This is a genomic window from Nonomuraea sp. NPDC048916, from assembly GCF_040649575.1.
Lineage (GTDB): Bacteria > Actinomycetota > Actinomycetes > Streptosporangiales > Streptosporangiaceae > Nonomuraea.
In genome coordinates this window covers 164,407-179,596 of sequence record NZ_JBEZFS010000013.1, presented here as the reverse complement: position 1 = coordinate 179,596, position 15,190 = coordinate 164,407, and the positions used below count along the sequence as shown (strand labels likewise).

The window sequence follows — 15,190 nt, the reverse complement described above, 5'->3', positions numbered from 1 at the left end:
GTCATCCTTCCTGGCCTTCGGCCCCGAGCCCGAGGACGAACCGGTCGGGGAAGATCTCGTTGGAGCGGACGATCCGCCCTTCCGGTGGCGGGAGCAGCCGCACACCGGGGCGCAGCAGCAGGCGGCGTACGGTTTCGCAGACGACGCCCCTGGCGGGATGCACGCCGAGGCAGGCGTGATGGCCGTGGCCGAAGAACAGCTGATGGTGGCCCGGCCGGTCGAGGCGGAACTCGTCGGGCTCGGCCACCACGTCCGCGTCGAACATGGCGGAGGCCGGCGCGGCGAGTACGAACGTGCCCGCCGGGATCATCGTGCTGCGCGGGGTGCCGGCGGCCAGGACGTAGTCGCGCTCGCACAGCCTGGGAAGCAGCTTGAAGAACGGATTGAACCGCAGCGCCTCCCAGACATAGCGGTCGAAGAGGGTGGGGTCGGGGTCGCCGGCCGCCTCGACGGCCCGCGCCAGCACCTGCGGGCGGAGCAGGAGCTGCTCGACCGCCTCGGCCATGGCTCCGGGCGCGCTCTCCACGAACCCGAGAGGCAGGCCGGCCATGTTGATCAGGATGCGCTCGTCGTCCAGCCCGATCTCGGCGGGCAGGGTGGTGCCGGCGAGCCGGGAGAAGACGTCGTCGGGCAGGTGCCGTCCGGCCCGCAGCGCGGCCCTGCGTTCGGCGAGCTCGCCACGCAGGTAGTCCAGCATCTCCGATCCCGCGCGGACCGACGCGGCCTGGATCTCCGGATCGCCCAGGAAGTTGGCGAAGCCGTCGGTGACGATGGCCCGCGTCCACCCCGACATGGTCCGCGGGTCGGGGCCGGGGAAGCCGAAGTATTTCGCGCACACGCCCAGGGCGACGTGGCGGAACAGACCGTGAACCACCTCCATGCGGCCGTTGGGCGAGGCGACGTCGAGCAGCTCGTCGGCGATGCGCCCCGCCAGCGCGCGCACCTCGGCCGCGTCGCGCGGGTCGAGCATGACCTGCATCAGCCCCTTGTCGCGCCAGTTCATCGGGGTGGCGTCCCTGCCCAGCATGAACGGGCCGCCGAGCGCGGCGTCGAGGCGCGGGCCGAAGGCACGGACCGAGAAGACCTCCTCGCGGGAGAGCACCTCGGTGACATCGGCGAACCGGGTCACGACCGTGAAGGCGGGCGTGACGAAGACCGGGCGTTGCTCGCGGAGCTCGGCGAACAGGGCGCGCCAGTCGGTGCGCATCCACTCCCGGACGAGGCCGAACGCGGACATCGGGTCGCGGGCCAGCGCCTCGTCGTATCTCTCCAGATGGCTCTCCAGATGGCCGCCCGTGGTCGTCTGATCGACAGCACCCATGCAGTGGACCCTTCCGCCTAAGTCGGAGCGAACAGAGATCATCACGCTGTGTAGCCACAATCTAGGCACGCGACGGCCCGCCCCCCGATGGCTACCGCATGGATTGTTTTGATTCCTCTGAGTGACTGCTTCGTCACTCACAGGCCATTGCCGTGGTCCGGGGACCCGGCCGTTGAATGGGGAGCCGACTCGTCCTCGCCGATCCCAGGAGCCAGCGTGAACTCGTCACCCATCCCGCAGGCGGGCGGCTCGGGCACGGCGGAGACGGTGACGGTCACGGCCGGCCGCCGGGCCGTCTACCTGGTCGTCCTCGTGGTGCTCCCCGTGCTGCTCCTGGCCCTCGCCGTGCCCGTCGCCTGGGGATGGGGCATCGGCCCGCGCGACGTGGTCATCGCGGTCGTGATGTATCTGATCAGCATCTTCGGGATCGCCATCGGCTACCACCGGCTCTTCACCCATCGGGCCTTCAAGTGCCACAGGCCGCTGCGCATCGCGCTCATGCTGGCCGGCGGCATGGCGGTCGAGGGCCCGGTCACCCTGTGGACGGCCGAGCACCGCCGTCACCACAAGTACGCCGACCGCGACGGCGACCCGCACTCGCCGTGGCGTTACGGCGACGACGGCCTGGCCCTGCTGCGCGGCATGGCGCACGCCCACGTCGGCTGGTTCTACACCGCGCGTCACCGCTCCAGCCGCCGGCACTGGGTGCCCGACCTGCTGGCCGATCCGGACGTGCGGCGGTTCGACGCCGCCTACCCCGCCGTCGCGGCGTTGTCGTTCGCGCTGCCCGCCGCGGTGGGCGGGCTCTGGTCGATGTCGTGGGCGGGCGCGTGGAGCGCCTTCTTCTGGGGCGGGCTGGTCCGCTACGCCGTGGTGCACCACGTCACCTGGTCGGTCAACTCCATCGCGCACACCTTCGGCGAGCGTCCGTTCCGCACCAGGGACCGCTCGTCGAACGTGTGGTGGGTGGCGATGCTGACGCTCGGCGAGGGCTGGCACAACTGGCATCACGTGGAGCCCACCTGCGCCCGGCACGGAGTGCTCAAGGGCCAGCTCGACCCGAGCGCCCGGCTGATCCGGTGGTTCGAGCGGGCGGGCTGGGCCTACGGCACGCATTGGCCCGACCCCGCCCGCCTGACCGCCCGCCTGTCCGCCCGCCTGTCCGACCGCCTGCCCGCCCGCGGTGCCGACCAGCGCGATCCACGCACGTGACGGTTCCACCGCTCCCGCACGGCCGGACCGCGATCCTGCCCGATGCCATCGGCGGGCGCGCCGCTCTCAGTCTTCGTCGGAATGCCGCCGCAGTGTCGGCTTGACCTCGGCGAACAGGTCGCTCGCGGTGGTCGGTCACCTGCTCAGCGGTGTGCGCTCGGGTGCCCGTCATGCGCGGACATGACGGCGTGACCTACGGTATCTCTGCAGATTCGTACCGTAATGCTGCTATATCCATATGCGCATGCCTTGAGCATGATGCATAGCGCCGTACGTACCTCCAAACGGCAGATTCCGGTTTTCGGGAGGTACGTATGCACCGCAGTGTCGTCCTGCTCTCCACCGTCGCGCTCTCCACGGCAGGCGCCCTGGTCTCCTCAGGCACCGCCCAGGCCGGCGCCCGGACCGACCTCGACCCCGGGCCCGCCAGGTGGTCGGCCACCGACTCCTGGTCGGACCGCAGGACGGTCCTGCAGTACTGGACGTCGCAGCGGATGCTGGCGGCGCAGCCGCTGGCGGCTCCCGCGCCGCGACGCGGCACCCGGTCGGGCGCGCCGACCCAGGGCACCCCCTGGGCGACCCGCGGCGCCTCGGCCACCGTGACCCGGCGTCCCCCGGCCCAGCGCACCCCGTGGACCGTCCACTCCTCGGCCGTCACCACCCGGGCCGCCTCGTGGACCAGCGCCCCGGCCGTCACCACCCGGGCCGCCTCGTCGACCGGCACCTCGGCCGTCGCCACCCTGCTGCGGGCCCAGGTGCCCAACAGCCCCGGCCTCCGGTGGACCGACGGCGCCGCCGTCGTGCGCACCACCGGGCGCGTCTTCTTCACCACCGCCGAGGGCCGCAACTCCTCGTGCTCCGGCACGGCCGTGACCAGCGCCAACGAGAGCGTCGTCATGACCGCGGGGCACTGCGTGAAGCTGAACGGCGCCTTCCACCGCAACTGGGTGTTCGTGCCGGCCTTCGACAGGGGCCGGCGTCCGTTCGGCACCTGGGTGGCCAGCAGGCTGCTGACCACCCAGCAGTGGAACGTCCGCGAGGACATCAACTTCGACATCGCCGCCGCCGTGGTCGCGCCGTTACAGGGGCGGACGCTGACCGACGTCGTGGGCGGGCAGGGGGTGGCGTTCAACCAGGCCAGGCAGCGGCAGATGTACTCCTTCGGCTACCCGGCGGCGGCGCCCTTCGACGGCTCGGCGCTGATCTACTGCAGCGGGCGGGCGTTCGACGACACCGTCATGACCAGGGACCAGGGGCTGCGCTGCGGCATGACCGGCGGGGCCAGCGGCGGCCCGTGGTTCCAGGGGTTCGACGAGTCCACCGGGCTCGGCTGGCTGAACTCCGTCAACAGCTTCAAGTACAACTTCGCCCCGGACTTCATGTTCGGCCCCTTCTTCGGGAACGAGGCGATGGCCGTCTACCAGGCCGCGCAGCGCACCGGGGCGGCCTGAGGGTAGTGACCATGACCCGCGCCGGCGTCCGGCCGGCGCCGGCCCGGCCGTGGCCGACGTCCCTCTCAGCCGGTGCTGATCCGGTGGCGGAAGACCCAGTAGGTCCAGCCCTGGTAGAGCAGCACCAGCGGCAGGAAGATCACCGCGACCCAGGTCATGATGCCGAGCGTCTTCGGTGTGGCCGCGGCGTTCTCGACGGTCAAGCTGTAGGCGGGGTTGATCGTCGATGGCAGGACGTTGGGATAGAGGACCGAGAACAGCCAGATCACGGTCATGCCGATGGCGATCGCCGACAGCAGGAACGACCAGCCCTGGCGACCCCTGAGCAGGGCGAGGAGAGCCAGTACGAAGGAGACGGCGACGACGGCGGCCAGGATCCACGTGACGAGGTCACCGTGGGCGATCTGGGTCCAGATCAGGAAGGTCACCGCGATGACGGCCGCGACCACGCCGATCCTCAGCGCCACGGCGGCCGCGCGCCGGCTGACGTCGCCTCCGGTCTTCAGGGCCAGGAACACCGCGCCGTGCGTGACGAACAGCGCCAGCGTCGTCAGCCCGCCGAGCAGCGCGTAGGGGTTGAGCAGGTCCCAGAACGTGCCGACGTACTCGAAGCGGGAGTCGAGCTTCACGCCCCGCACGATGTTCGCGAACGCGACGCCCCACAGCAGCGCGGGCACGAACGAGCCCACCATGATGCACGCGTCCCACCGCCGCTCCCACACCTTGGAGTCGTGCTTGGTGCGGTACTCGATGCCGACCCCGCGCACGATCAGCGCCAGCAGGATCAGCAGCAGCGGTATGTAGAACCCGCTGAACAGCGAGGCGTACCACTCGGGGAAGGCGGCGAACGTGGCGCCTCCCGCGGTGATCAGCCACACCTCGTTGCCGTCCCAGACGGGGCCGATCGTGTTGAGCATCAACCGGCGTTCGGCCTCGTTCCTGGCCACGACGGGCAGCAGCATGCCGACGCCGAAGTCGAACCCCTCCAGGACGAAGTAGCCGAGCCACAGGACGGCGATCGCCACGAACCAGACGTCGGTGAGCTCCACTGCCCGATCCCTCCTTGTAGACCTAGTGGGCGAAGACCCGGTAGGCGAAGACCTAGTAGGCGAACGACATCTCGCCGCCCTCGCCCGGCTCCTCGCCGTCGGCGGGTGGCGGGGCCTTCCTGCCGTACTTGATCATCAGGCCGAGCTCCACCAGGGCCAGGCCGCCGTACAGGGCCGTGAAGACGATCAGCGAGGTGAGGACGGTGCCGGGGCCGACGCTGGGTGAGACGCCGGCGGCGGTCTTCATCTGGCTGAAGACGATCCATGGCTGCCTGGCCATCTCGGTGAAGATCCATCCGAAGCTGTGCGCGAGGAAGGGCAGCGCGACGGACCAGACGGCGGCTCTCCACATCCATCTCCTGCCGCGGATGTGACCTCCACGGGTCAGCCAGAGCATGACGAGCGCCACCAGCGCCGCGAGCATCCCGAAGCCGATCATCAGCCGGAAGCCCCAGTAGGCGATCGGGATGTAGGGGCGGTAGTCGCCCGGGCCGAACCTCTTCTGGTATTCGGCCTGGATGTCGTTGATGCCCTGCACCTTGCCGTCGAACGAGCCCGTGGCCAGCTGCGACAGCACGCCCGGAATCGTCACCTGGAAGACCGGCTCGGTGCCGGAGAGTGTCCCGATGGTGAACAGGGAGAACGGCGCCGGCTGCTCGGTCTCGTAGAGCGCCTCGGCGGCGGCCATCTTCATCGGCTGGGTCTGGGTCATCGTCTTGCCGAGGACATCGCCGGAGACGAGGGTGCCGAACGCGCTCAGCACCACCACGACCGCGCCCAGCCGGAGGCACGGGCGGAAGACGTCGAGGTCCCTCTTCCTGGCCACGTGCCAGGCGGAGACGGCCATGAGGATCGCCCCGCCGGACAGCCAGCTGCCGATGATCGTGTGCGGGAACGCGGCCAGCAGGACCTTGTTGGTCAGCACCTCGCCGAAGTCGACCAGCTCGGCCCGCCCGTCGATCTTGAAGCCGACCGGCCACTGCATGAACGAGTTGGCGGCCATGATGAAGTAGGCGGACAACGTCGTGCCGATCGCGACCGCCCAGATGCACGCGAGATGGACCAGTTTGGGGAGCCGGTTCCAGCCGAAGAGCCACAGCCCCAGGAAGGTCGACTCCAGGAAGAACGCCAGGAGCGCCTCCAGCGCGAGCGGTGCGCCGAAGATGTCGCCGACGAACCTGGAATAGGAGCTCCAGTTCATGCCGAACTGGAACTCCTGCACGATGCCCGTCACCACGCCCATGGCGAAGTTGATCAGGAAGAGCGTGCCCCAGAACTTGGTCGCGCGAAGGTAGGCCGCCTTGCCGGTGCGCACCCAGGCGGTGTTCAGGATGGCCACCAACAGCGACATCCCGATCGTGACGGGCACGAACAGGAAGTGATAGACGGTGGTGATCCCGAATTGCCAGCGCGCAAGATCCAAGGCGTCCATGAGAACGACTCTAAGTGTCCGATCGCGTACATCTTGTCACAACACGCTGGCGTACCACACGAAAAGCGATCTCCGTCGCCTGGAGTCACCCAAGAGAGCGCCTCGAGATGATCAGGAATCGCCCAACCAGGCCCGCGAGGCCCGGCGGGTCAGCGCAGTTGGACGGCGACGACGCAGGAAATATAACCGATCGATCGGTCTTATTTCTGGTATCGTCACGGGCATGGAAGACGGACGGAAGGCTCGCGGGCAGCGCAGCCGGGAGGCGATCCTGACCCACGCCGTGTCGCTGGCGTCGGTCGACGGGCTCGACGGCCTGAGCCTCGGCCGGCTGGCGGAGGTGGCCGGAGTCAGCAAGTCCGGGTTCTTCGCCCACTGGCGCGACAAGCGGCAACTCCAGCTCGACACCATCGACCGGGCACGCCGCCAGTGGGTCGAGCACGTGGTCTCCCCGGCCCTGCGACACCCTTCCGGCCTGCGCCGCCTCTACGCCCTGCACCAGAGCCGGCTCCGCTTCTACGCCGACGGGGTGCTGCCCGGCGGATGCTTCTTCTTCGCCGCCCAGGTCGAGTTCGACGACCGGCCCGGGCCGGTGCGCACCGAGGTGGCCAGGGCCCTGACCGACTGGCTCGGGCTGCTGCGCGGAGAGGCCGAGAAGGCGATCGAGCTGGGCGAGCTGCGCGACATCGACCCCGAGCAGCTCGCGTACGAGATCGAGGCCCTCGGCGAGGCGGCCGTGATCCACATCCGGCTGCTGCGCCGCGACACCGCCTTGCCCCATGCCCGCCGCGCCGTCCTGCAACGGCTGCGCGCGCACGCCACCGACCCCTCACTCCTTCCGGAGGACTGACCCTTGACCACTTCCCGAGACGGCCGCTACGTCCCCGTCCAGGTGCACTTCGACGATCTCGACGCCATGGGCCTGCTCCACAACTCGCGCTACGCCCTGCTGGTCGAACGCGCCATCTCCGCCTACTGGGCCGAGCTGGGCTGGAACTTCGACCCGGCGGTGTCGGCGTTCCGGGACGTGTTCCTGGCCGTACGCGAATTCAAGATCACCTATCATGCGCCGATCGTGGGCGCGGGCGAGCCCCTGGTGCACTTCTGGATAGACCGGATCGGCCGCACGAGCGGCGTCTACGGCTTCCGCGTGCTGTCGCCCGACCGGTCCGTGGTGCACGCGGAGGGGCACCGCGTCAATGTCAACCTCGACCCGGCGACGTTCCGCCCGACCCCGTTCACCGCCGAGACCCTGCGGGCGGCCCGGCTCCTGGTCAGAGAGCCGGTGACGACCTGACAAGACTTATGGCCTGCTAGCACGCCACGGAACGATCACCTTGCGTCTCGGAGCCGCCTCGGGACGCGGGGGTCACGGCCCGGTGAGGCGGCGTTCGCCGGTGGTGGTGATGACGTACACCTGCCAGTTGTAGTAGGCGTAGTAGTTTCTGGGGTCGCGCTTGATCTGGCGGGCGTGCAGGAGGATGGCGTTCACGTACGCCTGCGACGGGTTGTAGGCGTGCAGCGCCCGCCGGTAGTCGCGGGGTGCGCCGGTGGCGCGCAGGTAGTTGGCGGCGGCCATGACGGCGTCGCGCACGTTCCGGATGTCGCCGCCCATCCCGTACGCCTTCCACGTGGCGGGCATGAACTGCATGGGCCCCTGGGCGCCGGCGTGGCTCGCCGAGCGCACCCTGCCGAACTTGGTCTCGGCGAACATCACCGCCGCCAGCACCTCCCATTCCACCCCGAAGCGCCGCTCCGCCTTCTTGAAGTGGCCGAGCAGGGTGCCCGCCGGTAGAGGGTCCTGGACCTTGAACGTGGCGGAGCCCTTGATCGGCCGGGCGAGGGAGAGCAACTCGCGGATGGCGGCCGTGTTGTCCCGTGCCTGGGCGGCGAGCCCGGCCGGCAGCCGGGCGAAGGCCCGGTCGGCCACCTTGGGGTGGCGGGCGGCGAAGCGGTAGATCCGCTGCTGGTGCAACGCGAGGAGCCGGACCTCCTCGGGAGGCGTTCCCTTCGCCGCCCCGCCGGCGGTCCAGGCGTCGACGGCCTCGGCCAGCCGGCCGGCGGTCTTCTCCAGCGCCGCCGCCAGCTTCGCGGCGTCGCCAGGGATCTTGGCGTCGGGGGCGGGAAGGTCCGGTGGTCCGGGGGTTCGCGCGGGTGATCGTTCCGTGGTGGGAGCGGGCGCGGACGACGGGACGGTGTCCGCCGTACGGGCTGGATCGCCGCAGCCCGCCGCGGCGACGAGGACGGCGACCGCCACCGCGGGCAGAAGCCTGGCACGGGCGCGGCACCGGTCACGAGACCGGGTGATCTCCGGGCGTTCTCCCATAGCGGGTCAACCTACCCGCACGAGGGTGTGAAAGGTCGTACCGGTGGTAGCCCCTCAGCGAGAGCGGCGACACGATTCGGGGGACACCATGCGCTTGACCAACGATGAGATCGACACCGCACTGGCGGCCCTGGAGGGGTGGCGCCTGGAGGAGGATGCCCTGGTCAGGGACATCGCCATCACGCCCGACAGCTACCGCTGGCTGAGCGAGGCGGTGATGAACGAGGCGAACGCGCTCGACCACCACCCCGAGATCGAGCGCACCCCTGAGGGCATCCGCTTCCGGCTGTGGACCCACAGCGAGGGCGGGGTGACGGCCAAGGACGTCGAGCTGGCCGCGCACATCGACCACGTCATCGACGGCGCGGCACGCGATCGGGGCTGAGATCACCGGGCGTCAGAGGTTGGAGTGGAGGACCTTCCACGTGCCGGCGTACAGGCAGACGTTCGACGGCTCGCTCGCCCGGCGCTCGTTGCAGACCTTGAGCTCGACCAGCGCCACGTTGCGGTCGGTGAAGCTGAAGGGCTTCGGCGTGCCGTAGGAGCAGTCGAGGTAGCTGCGGTGCTTGAACGGCACGCTGCCGTCGGACTTGCGGTAGGTGACGCGGAAGACCGCCCAGCCGCAGCCACTGCCACGCGTCAGGTCGGTGACCTTCCCCTTGACCTTGACCGTGCTGGTGTTGGGGATGGTCTGCTTGTTGAGGCCCGAGCTGGTCAGGCTGCCCTTGGCCACGGCCCGCTGGCCGGGCGCGTACTTCGGTCCCCAGGTGGTCGGCGCGCTCTGCTCGGTCGTGGTCGTGGTCGGGGTGGTGGTGGCGGCCGAGGCGGCGGTGACTGTGCCCGCGGCGGTCGCTGCCAGGAGCGCTCCAGTGGCGACGGCGATCGTGATCGTACGGCTGGCCTTCATGGGGTTCCTCTCTCTCTTGGCGAGAGTGTGGAACACGCCGCTTTCAAGCCAATTGATTCCCGCCGTACCTTGAATTACTTTCGCCCGCATTGGCGGCACTGGTCCATGGGCCCCGTGTTCAGCTGTATTACCAGTAGGTTGGTAGCAAATATCGCGATCTCTCACGATCGAGACGGCGGGATGAGCAGCTGAGGGTTGACCTCAACTTTAGTTGAGCTTCCATCCTGAGATCATGAACGTCGTCACCGCGGGAAGGCGGGAGTGGATCGGCCTCGCCGTGCTCGCCCTGCCCGCCCTTCTCGCCTCGCTCGAACTGACCGTCACGAACCTCGCGTTGCCCGCCATCGGCCGGGACCTGGGCGCGAGCGGCACCCAACTGCTGTGGATCGTGGACATCTACGCCTTCCTGCTCGCCGGGTCGCTCATCACCATGGGCGTCTGGGGCGACCGGATCGGCCGCCGCCGGCTGCTGCTGATCGGGGCGGCTGCGTACGGGCTGGCCTCCGTGCTCGCGGCCTACGCGCCCGACGCCGGGAGCCTGATCGCCGCCCGGGCGCTCATGGGGGTCGCCGGGTCCACCCTCATGCCGTCCACCCTGTCCCTGGCCACGTCGCTGTTCCCCGACCCGCGGCAGCGGGCGGTCGCCATCGGGGTCATCGTCGCCAGCGTCTCGGGAGGGACCGCCATCGGCCCGCTGGTCGGCGGCTGGCTGCTGGACCACTTCTGGTGGGGGTCGGCGTTCCTGCTGTCGGTGCCGTTCATGGCGGTGCTGCTCGTCATGGGGCCGCTGCTGCTGCCGGAGCATCGTGACGCCGGCGCGGGGCGGCTGGACATCGTCAGCGCGCTGCTGTCGCTGGGCGCGGTGCTGCCTGTCGTGTACGGGCTCAAGCAGATCGCGGCCGGCGGCCTGGACGTGACGTCGTCGGCCGCGATCGCGACCGGGCTCGCGCTGGCCACGGCGTTCGTGCGCAGGCAGCGCGGACTGGCCGAACCCTTCGTCGACCTGCGGTTGTTCGCCGACCGGACGTTCAGCGTGGCCGCCGCCACCCTGGCGCTCGGCATCTTCGTGCTGTGGGGGTCCAACTACGCCATCGCGCAGTACCTGCAACTCGTGCACGGCCTGTCGCCGCTGGAGGCGGGCCTGTGGACGGCGCCCTCGGCGGCCGGCGTCATCGCCGGCTCCCTCCTGGCCCCCCGCCTGGCGCGCACGATCCGCCCGCCCGTGGTGATCGGCACGGGGCTGGCCGTCTCCGCCGCCGGCTACCTCGTGCTCACCCAGACCGGCGGGCTCGCCGTCCTCGTGACCGGGGCGGTCATCGTCTCCGCGGGCCTGGGCCCGATGATGGCGCTCGCCACCGACCTGGTCGTCGGCTCAGCACCGCCCCACCGGGCCGGCGCGGCGGCGGCCATCTCCTCGACCGCTCCCCAACTCGGTGGCGCGCTCGGCATCGCGCTGCTCGGCAGCGTCATCACCGCCGTCTACCGGAGCGAGGTCGCCTCGGCCGTCCCCGAGAGCGCCCGCGACAACCTCACCGCCGCCATGACCGTGGCCGACGGCCTTCCCGAACGGCTCGCGGCCGAGCTGCTCGGCACCGCCCGCGCCGCCTTCGTCCAGGGCTTCCACCTGGCCGCCGCGGTCAGCGCCGTCCTGATGGCCGGCATCGCCCTCCTGGTCATCACCCTTCTCCGTTCCCAGCGGCGCGGCCCGCTCGCGAGGGCCCCCAAGAGCTCCGGCGTCTAATGCCTGATTTGCGGGGAAATAGGCAGGTGTGCAGATCGTAAGCAGAGATCACCGCCCGGAACGTGCGAAGCAGGACCGGGAACGTCTCTGGGGTCTCGTGCCGCCCACACTGGCGAGGGTGGCCGCGTGGTGCGCGTGTCTGATCCTGATCGGCGTCGTGGGCAACTACGTGTTCACCATAGTGGCCACGATGCGGCTCGTCGCGCTCCCGGTCGCCGTCGCCCTGTTGCTGACCGCGCTGCTGTTCCCGCTCACCAGGGCACTGCGTGAGTCGGGCCTGCGGCCGATCTACGCGACGTGGATCACCATGTTCGTCGCGCTCGCGGTACTGGGCGGAGTCGGATGGATCATCGGGGTACGGGGCAATGAGGAGTTCCCCCGCCTGGTGAAACAGGGGCAGCAGACCGCCAAGGCGGTGGAGACCTGGCTCTACACCGGCCCGCTCCAGGTGAAGCCGAGCCAGCTCAGCACCTGGGTCGACGACGTCGCCAAGATGGTGACCGAGCGGCAGCAGCAGATCACCTCCACGGTGCTGGCCGGCACCGTGGTGGTGATCGAGGTGCTGACCTCCATCGTGCTGCTGCTCTTCGTGACGTTCTTCCTGCTGAAGGACGGCGACCGGATCTGGGCCTGGTTCCTGAGGGCCTTCGGCGGCGCGGCGCCGCGGGTCGACCGGGCCGGCCGGACCGCCTGGGTGACGCTCTCCCACTACGTGCAGGGCACCGTGGTGGTGGCCGCGGTGCACGGTGTCCTCATGGGCATCACGCTGGCGATCATGGGGGTGCCCCTCTGGGCCGCGCTCGCCATGCTGATCTTCCTGGCCAGCTTCATCCCGATCGTGGGCATCCTGTTCGCCGGAGCCGTCGCGACACTGATCACCCTCGGCACCAAGGGCCCGATCTTCGCGCTCATCTTCGTCGGCATCCTGATCGTCGAGCAGCAACTGGAGAACCACGTCCTCCAGCCCCTGATCGTGGGCCGGCTGCTGCACTTCCACCCCTTGGCGATCATCATCGTGCTCGCAGTCGGCGGCATCCTGGCCGGGATCGCGGGCGCGGTCGTGGCCGTGCCGATCACCGCGATCCTCTACCGGTCGATACCCGAGCTCTTCCGGGACGAGCCGCCCGCCCTCCCACCGGCACCGCCGCACCAGGAAGAGCCGGCGCACGCCGTACCGGACAAGGGCGACCCCGGACAGGCGGGCGGGGAGCCGGCCTCACCCACGCCCTGAGACCGACATCGCAGTGGTCATCACGGCAGGCAATAACGCTTGCTGTGATTGCGCGTTTCCGGCGCCCCGCCGGGCCCGTTGACTAGAGGCGACCGGTCGGCGCATCTCGCGCCACTCGCTCGGAAGGTCGTGATGGTCCTGGACATGCCTGGTCTGAGCGTGACCGTACGCGGGAGTCTGAACGGACAGGCGCCGCGCTGCGATCACCTGGACATGGTCCCGGCCGCGGAGCACGGATCGCCGGAATGCGGGCAGTGCCTGGCCCTGGGCCTCGGCTGGACGCGCCTGCTGGTGTGCCTCACCTGTGGGTGGGTGGCCTGTTCCGACGACTCTCCCGGTGGTCACGCGAGGAGGCACTACGAGGAGACCGACCACCCGGTCGTCGCCGAGCTGGAACCGGGCAAGGCCTGGCGCTGGTGCTACGTGCACGAGCGAACCGTGTGATCGGAACGAGAAGAGGATCATGAGTATCACTGAGGACGCGGTGAAACACCGCGAGGACTACGACGGTTCATCACCGTTTCCCGAGGCCGGGGAGCACGTCCCGGCGAGCCGCGTCCAGGCGGGACTGACGGGAACGATCGTCGTCGTGCCCTTCGTCGCGCTGGGCGTGGGGATCTGGCTGGCGTGGGGCGCCGAGGGAGCGCTCACCGACCTCCTGCTCGCCGTGGCGTTCTACCTGCTCACCGGGCTCGGGGTGACCGTCGGATTCCACCGCCTGCTCACCCACCGATCCTTCACCGCCCGCCCGTGGCTGCGAGTGGTGCTGGCGGTCGCCGGGTCGATGAGCTTCCAGGGCAATCTCATCGACTGGGTGGCTGTGCACCGCCGACATCACGCTTTCACCGATCGCCCAGGCGATCCACATTCTCCCTACCGGTATGGCGCCGGATTGCGAGGGCAGCTTCGGGGGCTTGCCCACGCTCATCTCGGGTGGATGTTCATCGCCGACCAGACTCCGGTCACCCGCTACGCCCCGGACCTGCTCGCGGATCCGGCCATGGTGCGGGTGGCCCGTGCCTTCCCCGCCCTCTGCGTCGCGTCGCTGGCGTTGCCGTTCGTGGCCGGCTGGGCGATCAGCGGGAGCCTGTACGGCGGGCTGACGGCGTTCCTGTGGGCCGGCCTGGTCCGGGTCGCCCTGCTCCAGCACGTCACCTGGAGCGTCAACTCCCTCTGCCACATCATGGGGAACAGGCCGTTCACGACCCGCGAGCATGATCGCTCGACCAACCTGTGGGCGCTGGCTCTGCTCTCCTTCGGCGAGAGCTGGCACAACGGCCACCACAGCGAGCCCGCCTGCGCCCGGCACGGCATGGACCGCCACCAGGTCGATCTCTCCGCCGGACTGATCCGCCTGTTCGAGCGGTTCGGCTGCGCCACGGACGTGCACTGGCCCGATGCCAGGCGGATGGAACGCCGCCGAGCCGACCGGGCCCGCGCACCGGCGAGTGGCTGATCGACGTCATCCCGGCCTCCGCGTACGGGCCTCCGGTTTCCGCGGGGGCCTACAGTGGGGAGGACCGCTCGCAACGCTGCCCGGCCGAAAAGGGGTGGCACGCATGGAGTTACGCCAGATCCGCTATTTCGTGACCCTGGCCGAGGAGTTGCACTTCGGCCGGGCGGCCGCCCGCGAGCACATCGTCCAGTCGGCGCTCAGCCAGCAGATACAACGCCTCGAACGCGAGTTGGGCGTGCGACTGCTGGACCGCAGCACTCACCACGTCGCCCTCACCCCCGCGGGCACGGCCTTCCTGACCGAGGCGCGCCAGATCCTCGACCACGTAGGACGGGCCAAACAGACCGCGCGCAACGCCGGGACGTCATCGCCCACGCTGCGTGTGGGCATCATCGACGCCGGCTACGACTCCATGCCGCAGATCCTGCGCGAGCTCCAGCAGCGCCATCCCGACCTGACGATCCACCAGATCGAGGCGGGCACTCCTGAGCAGTACCGGCGGCTGGCGGACGGGCGGCTGGACATCGGGATCGGACGCGCCTACCTGACCCCGCCGGAGGTGGCCTCCGAACCGATCAGGTTCGATCCTCTCGGCGTGCTCCTTCCCGACGACCACCCCTTCGCCGACCTGGACGGTGTGCCCGTCGCCGCACTCGCGGGCGAGGTGCTGCTGCTCGGCGAGGAGGCCCGGACGCCGGAGTTCAACCAGTTCGTCGTCGAGTTGTGCCACGCCGCCGGATTCGCGCCCACCATCTACGAGGGAACCGTCGAAAGCACCCGCGCGGCGGCCGACCTCGTGCTGCACCACCGCTGCCTGCTGTGCGTCCCCTCCTCCTTCCGCACCTCCAGCCGCCCGGGCACCGTCTGGCGACCCCTGACAGAACCCGCCATCCGCTATCCCTGGTCGCTCCTGTGGCATGAGGCCAACGCCTCCCCCCACGTCACCGCCGTGATCGACAGCGCCAGGCGACTCGCCCGGCGGCTCGGCTGGCTGGAACCCGGCGATCCGCACGTGGGGAGCGAGGTCGGTGGGTAGGAAGGTCGGTGCCCTGAAGATCTCTCAC

The 15,190-nt window shown here is 69.9% G+C and carries 15 protein-coding genes; 10 read left to right on the top strand and 5 right to left on the bottom strand.

All coding sequences use genetic code 11. The annotated features are described in order from the left end of the window. Position 1: 1 nt before the first annotated feature. The gene (locus tag AB0C16_RS16535; RefSeq protein ID WP_357683462.1) at positions 2–1,321 is read right to left on the bottom strand and encodes a cytochrome P450; all 1,320 of its coding nucleotides are present in this window, start codon (positions 1,319–1,321) and stop codon (positions 2–4) included. A gap of 216 nt (positions 1,322–1,537) precedes the next feature. Between AB0C16_RS16535 and AB0C16_RS16530 the strand changes: the two genes are divergently transcribed. Both AB0C16_RS16530 and AB0C16_RS16525 read left to right on the top strand, forming a co-directional pair. Further along, complete coding sequence (locus AB0C16_RS16530; RefSeq protein ID WP_357683460.1) at positions 1,538–2,533, top strand: acyl-CoA desaturase; 996 nt, start codon at positions 1,538–1,540, stop codon at positions 2,531–2,533. A gap of 314 nt (positions 2,534–2,847) precedes the next feature. Next, positions 2,848–3,984: a peptidase gene (locus AB0C16_RS16525; RefSeq protein WP_357683457.1), complete on the top strand. Its 1,137-nt coding sequence runs from the start codon at positions 2,848–2,850 to the stop codon at positions 3,982–3,984. 65 nt (positions 3,985–4,049) lie between these two features. On the opposite strand, the gene cydB is transcribed toward AB0C16_RS16525, so the two are convergent. Next, a complete protein-coding gene (cydB, locus tag AB0C16_RS16520) occupies positions 4,050–5,033 on the bottom strand; it encodes a cytochrome d ubiquinol oxidase subunit II (protein ID WP_357683455.1) in 984 nt (327 codons plus the stop codon). Between the two features lie 52 nt (positions 5,034–5,085). Next, positions 5,086–6,465, bottom strand: a complete 1,380-nt coding sequence (locus tag AB0C16_RS16515) for a cytochrome ubiquinol oxidase subunit I (protein ID WP_357683453.1) — start codon at positions 6,463–6,465, stop codon at positions 5,086–5,088. Between the two features lie 223 nt (positions 6,466–6,688). On the opposite strand from AB0C16_RS16515, the gene AB0C16_RS16510 reads away from it, so the two are divergent. Together AB0C16_RS16510 and AB0C16_RS16505 are read left to right on the top strand one after the other, a co-directional pair. Then, the gene (locus tag AB0C16_RS16510) at positions 6,689–7,315 is read left to right on the top strand and encodes a helix-turn-helix domain-containing protein (protein WP_357683451.1); all 627 of its coding nucleotides are present in this window, start codon (positions 6,689–6,691) and stop codon (positions 7,313–7,315) included. A gap of 3 nt (positions 7,316–7,318) precedes the next feature. Then, positions 7,319–7,762, top strand: a complete 444-nt coding sequence (locus tag AB0C16_RS16505; RefSeq protein ID WP_357683448.1) for a hotdog domain-containing protein — start codon at positions 7,319–7,321, stop codon at positions 7,760–7,762. A gap of 72 nt (positions 7,763–7,834) precedes the next feature. On the opposite strand, the gene AB0C16_RS16500 is transcribed toward AB0C16_RS16505, so the two are convergent. After that, positions 7,835–8,791 carry a lytic murein transglycosylase gene (locus AB0C16_RS16500; RefSeq protein WP_357683445.1) on the bottom strand — a complete coding sequence of 319 codons (957 nt, stop codon included), beginning with the start codon at positions 8,789–8,791 and terminating at the stop codon, positions 7,835–7,837. Positions 8,792–8,885: 94 nt separating this feature from the next. Between AB0C16_RS16500 and AB0C16_RS16495 the strand changes: the two genes are divergently transcribed. Beyond that, complete coding sequence (locus AB0C16_RS16495; RefSeq protein WP_357683442.1) at positions 8,886–9,176, top strand: 4a-hydroxytetrahydrobiopterin dehydratase; 291 nt, start codon at positions 8,886–8,888, stop codon at positions 9,174–9,176. 12 nt (positions 9,177–9,188) lie between these two features. Here AB0C16_RS16495 and AB0C16_RS16490 read toward each other — a convergent pair whose 3' ends face one another. Further along, positions 9,189–9,698 carry a hypothetical protein gene (locus AB0C16_RS16490; protein ID WP_357683439.1) on the bottom strand — a complete coding sequence of 170 codons (510 nt, stop codon included), beginning with the start codon at positions 9,696–9,698 and terminating at the stop codon, positions 9,189–9,191. Positions 9,699–9,930: 232 nt separating this feature from the next. Between AB0C16_RS16490 and AB0C16_RS16485 the strand changes: the two genes are divergently transcribed. From AB0C16_RS16485 to AB0C16_RS16465, 5 genes are all read left to right on the top strand, one after another. After that, positions 9,931–11,439 carry an MFS transporter gene (locus tag AB0C16_RS16485; protein ID WP_357683437.1) on the top strand — a complete coding sequence of 503 codons (1,509 nt, stop codon included), beginning with the start codon at positions 9,931–9,933 and terminating at the stop codon, positions 11,437–11,439. Positions 11,440–11,557: 118 nt separating this feature from the next. After that, positions 11,558–12,670 carry an AI-2E family transporter gene (locus AB0C16_RS16480; protein ID WP_357683434.1) on the top strand — a complete coding sequence of 371 codons (1,113 nt, stop codon included), beginning with the start codon at positions 11,558–11,560 and terminating at the stop codon, positions 12,668–12,670. A gap of 144 nt (positions 12,671–12,814) precedes the next feature. Then, entirely contained in the window at positions 12,815–13,114 is a 300-nt protein-coding gene (locus AB0C16_RS16475) for a UBP-type zinc finger domain-containing protein (protein WP_357683431.1), read from the top strand. A 19-nt stretch (positions 13,115–13,133) separates the two neighbouring features. Continuing rightward, positions 13,134–14,126 (top strand): fatty acid desaturase, encoded by a 993-nt coding sequence (locus tag AB0C16_RS16470; RefSeq protein ID WP_357683428.1) that lies wholly within the window; start codon positions 13,134–13,136, stop codon positions 14,124–14,126. Between the two features lie 103 nt (positions 14,127–14,229). Next, entirely contained in the window at positions 14,230–15,162 is a 933-nt protein-coding gene (locus AB0C16_RS16465) for a LysR substrate-binding domain-containing protein (RefSeq protein ID WP_357683425.1), read from the top strand. Positions 15,163–15,190 lie beyond the last annotated feature (28 nt).

What these genes read in the sequence shown, in the direction of transcription:
- AB0C16_RS16500 (WP_357683445.1), bottom strand. Translation starts at nt 8,791, where the DNA reads ATGGGAGAACGCCCGGAGATCACCCGGTCTCGTGACCGGTGCCGCGCC.
- AB0C16_RS16465 (WP_357683425.1), top strand. Translation starts at nt 14,230, where the DNA reads ATGGAGTTACGCCAGATCCGCTATTTCGTGACCCTGGCCGAGGAGTTG.
- AB0C16_RS16510 (WP_357683451.1), top strand. Translation starts at nt 6,689, where the DNA reads ATGGAAGACGGACGGAAGGCTCGCGGGCAGCGCAGCCGGGAGGCGATC.
- AB0C16_RS16535 (WP_357683462.1), bottom strand. Translation starts at nt 1,321, where the DNA reads ATGGGTGCTGTCGATCAGACGACCACGGGCGGCCATCTGGAGAGCCAT.
- AB0C16_RS16525 (WP_357683457.1), top strand. Translation starts at nt 2,848, where the DNA reads ATGCACCGCAGTGTCGTCCTGCTCTCCACCGTCGCGCTCTCCACGGCA.
- AB0C16_RS16490 (WP_357683439.1), bottom strand. Translation starts at nt 9,698, where the DNA reads ATGAAGGCCAGCCGTACGATCACGATCGCCGTCGCCACTGGAGCGCTC.
- AB0C16_RS16470 (WP_357683428.1), top strand. Translation starts at nt 13,134, where the DNA reads ATGAGTATCACTGAGGACGCGGTGAAACACCGCGAGGACTACGACGGT.
- AB0C16_RS16515 (WP_357683453.1), bottom strand. Translation starts at nt 6,465, where the DNA reads ATGGACGCCTTGGATCTTGCGCGCTGGCAATTCGGGATCACCACCGTC.
- AB0C16_RS16485 (WP_357683437.1), top strand. Translation starts at nt 9,931, where the DNA reads ATGAACGTCGTCACCGCGGGAAGGCGGGAGTGGATCGGCCTCGCCGTG.
- AB0C16_RS16475 (WP_357683431.1), top strand. Translation starts at nt 12,815, where the DNA reads ATGCCTGGTCTGAGCGTGACCGTACGCGGGAGTCTGAACGGACAGGCG.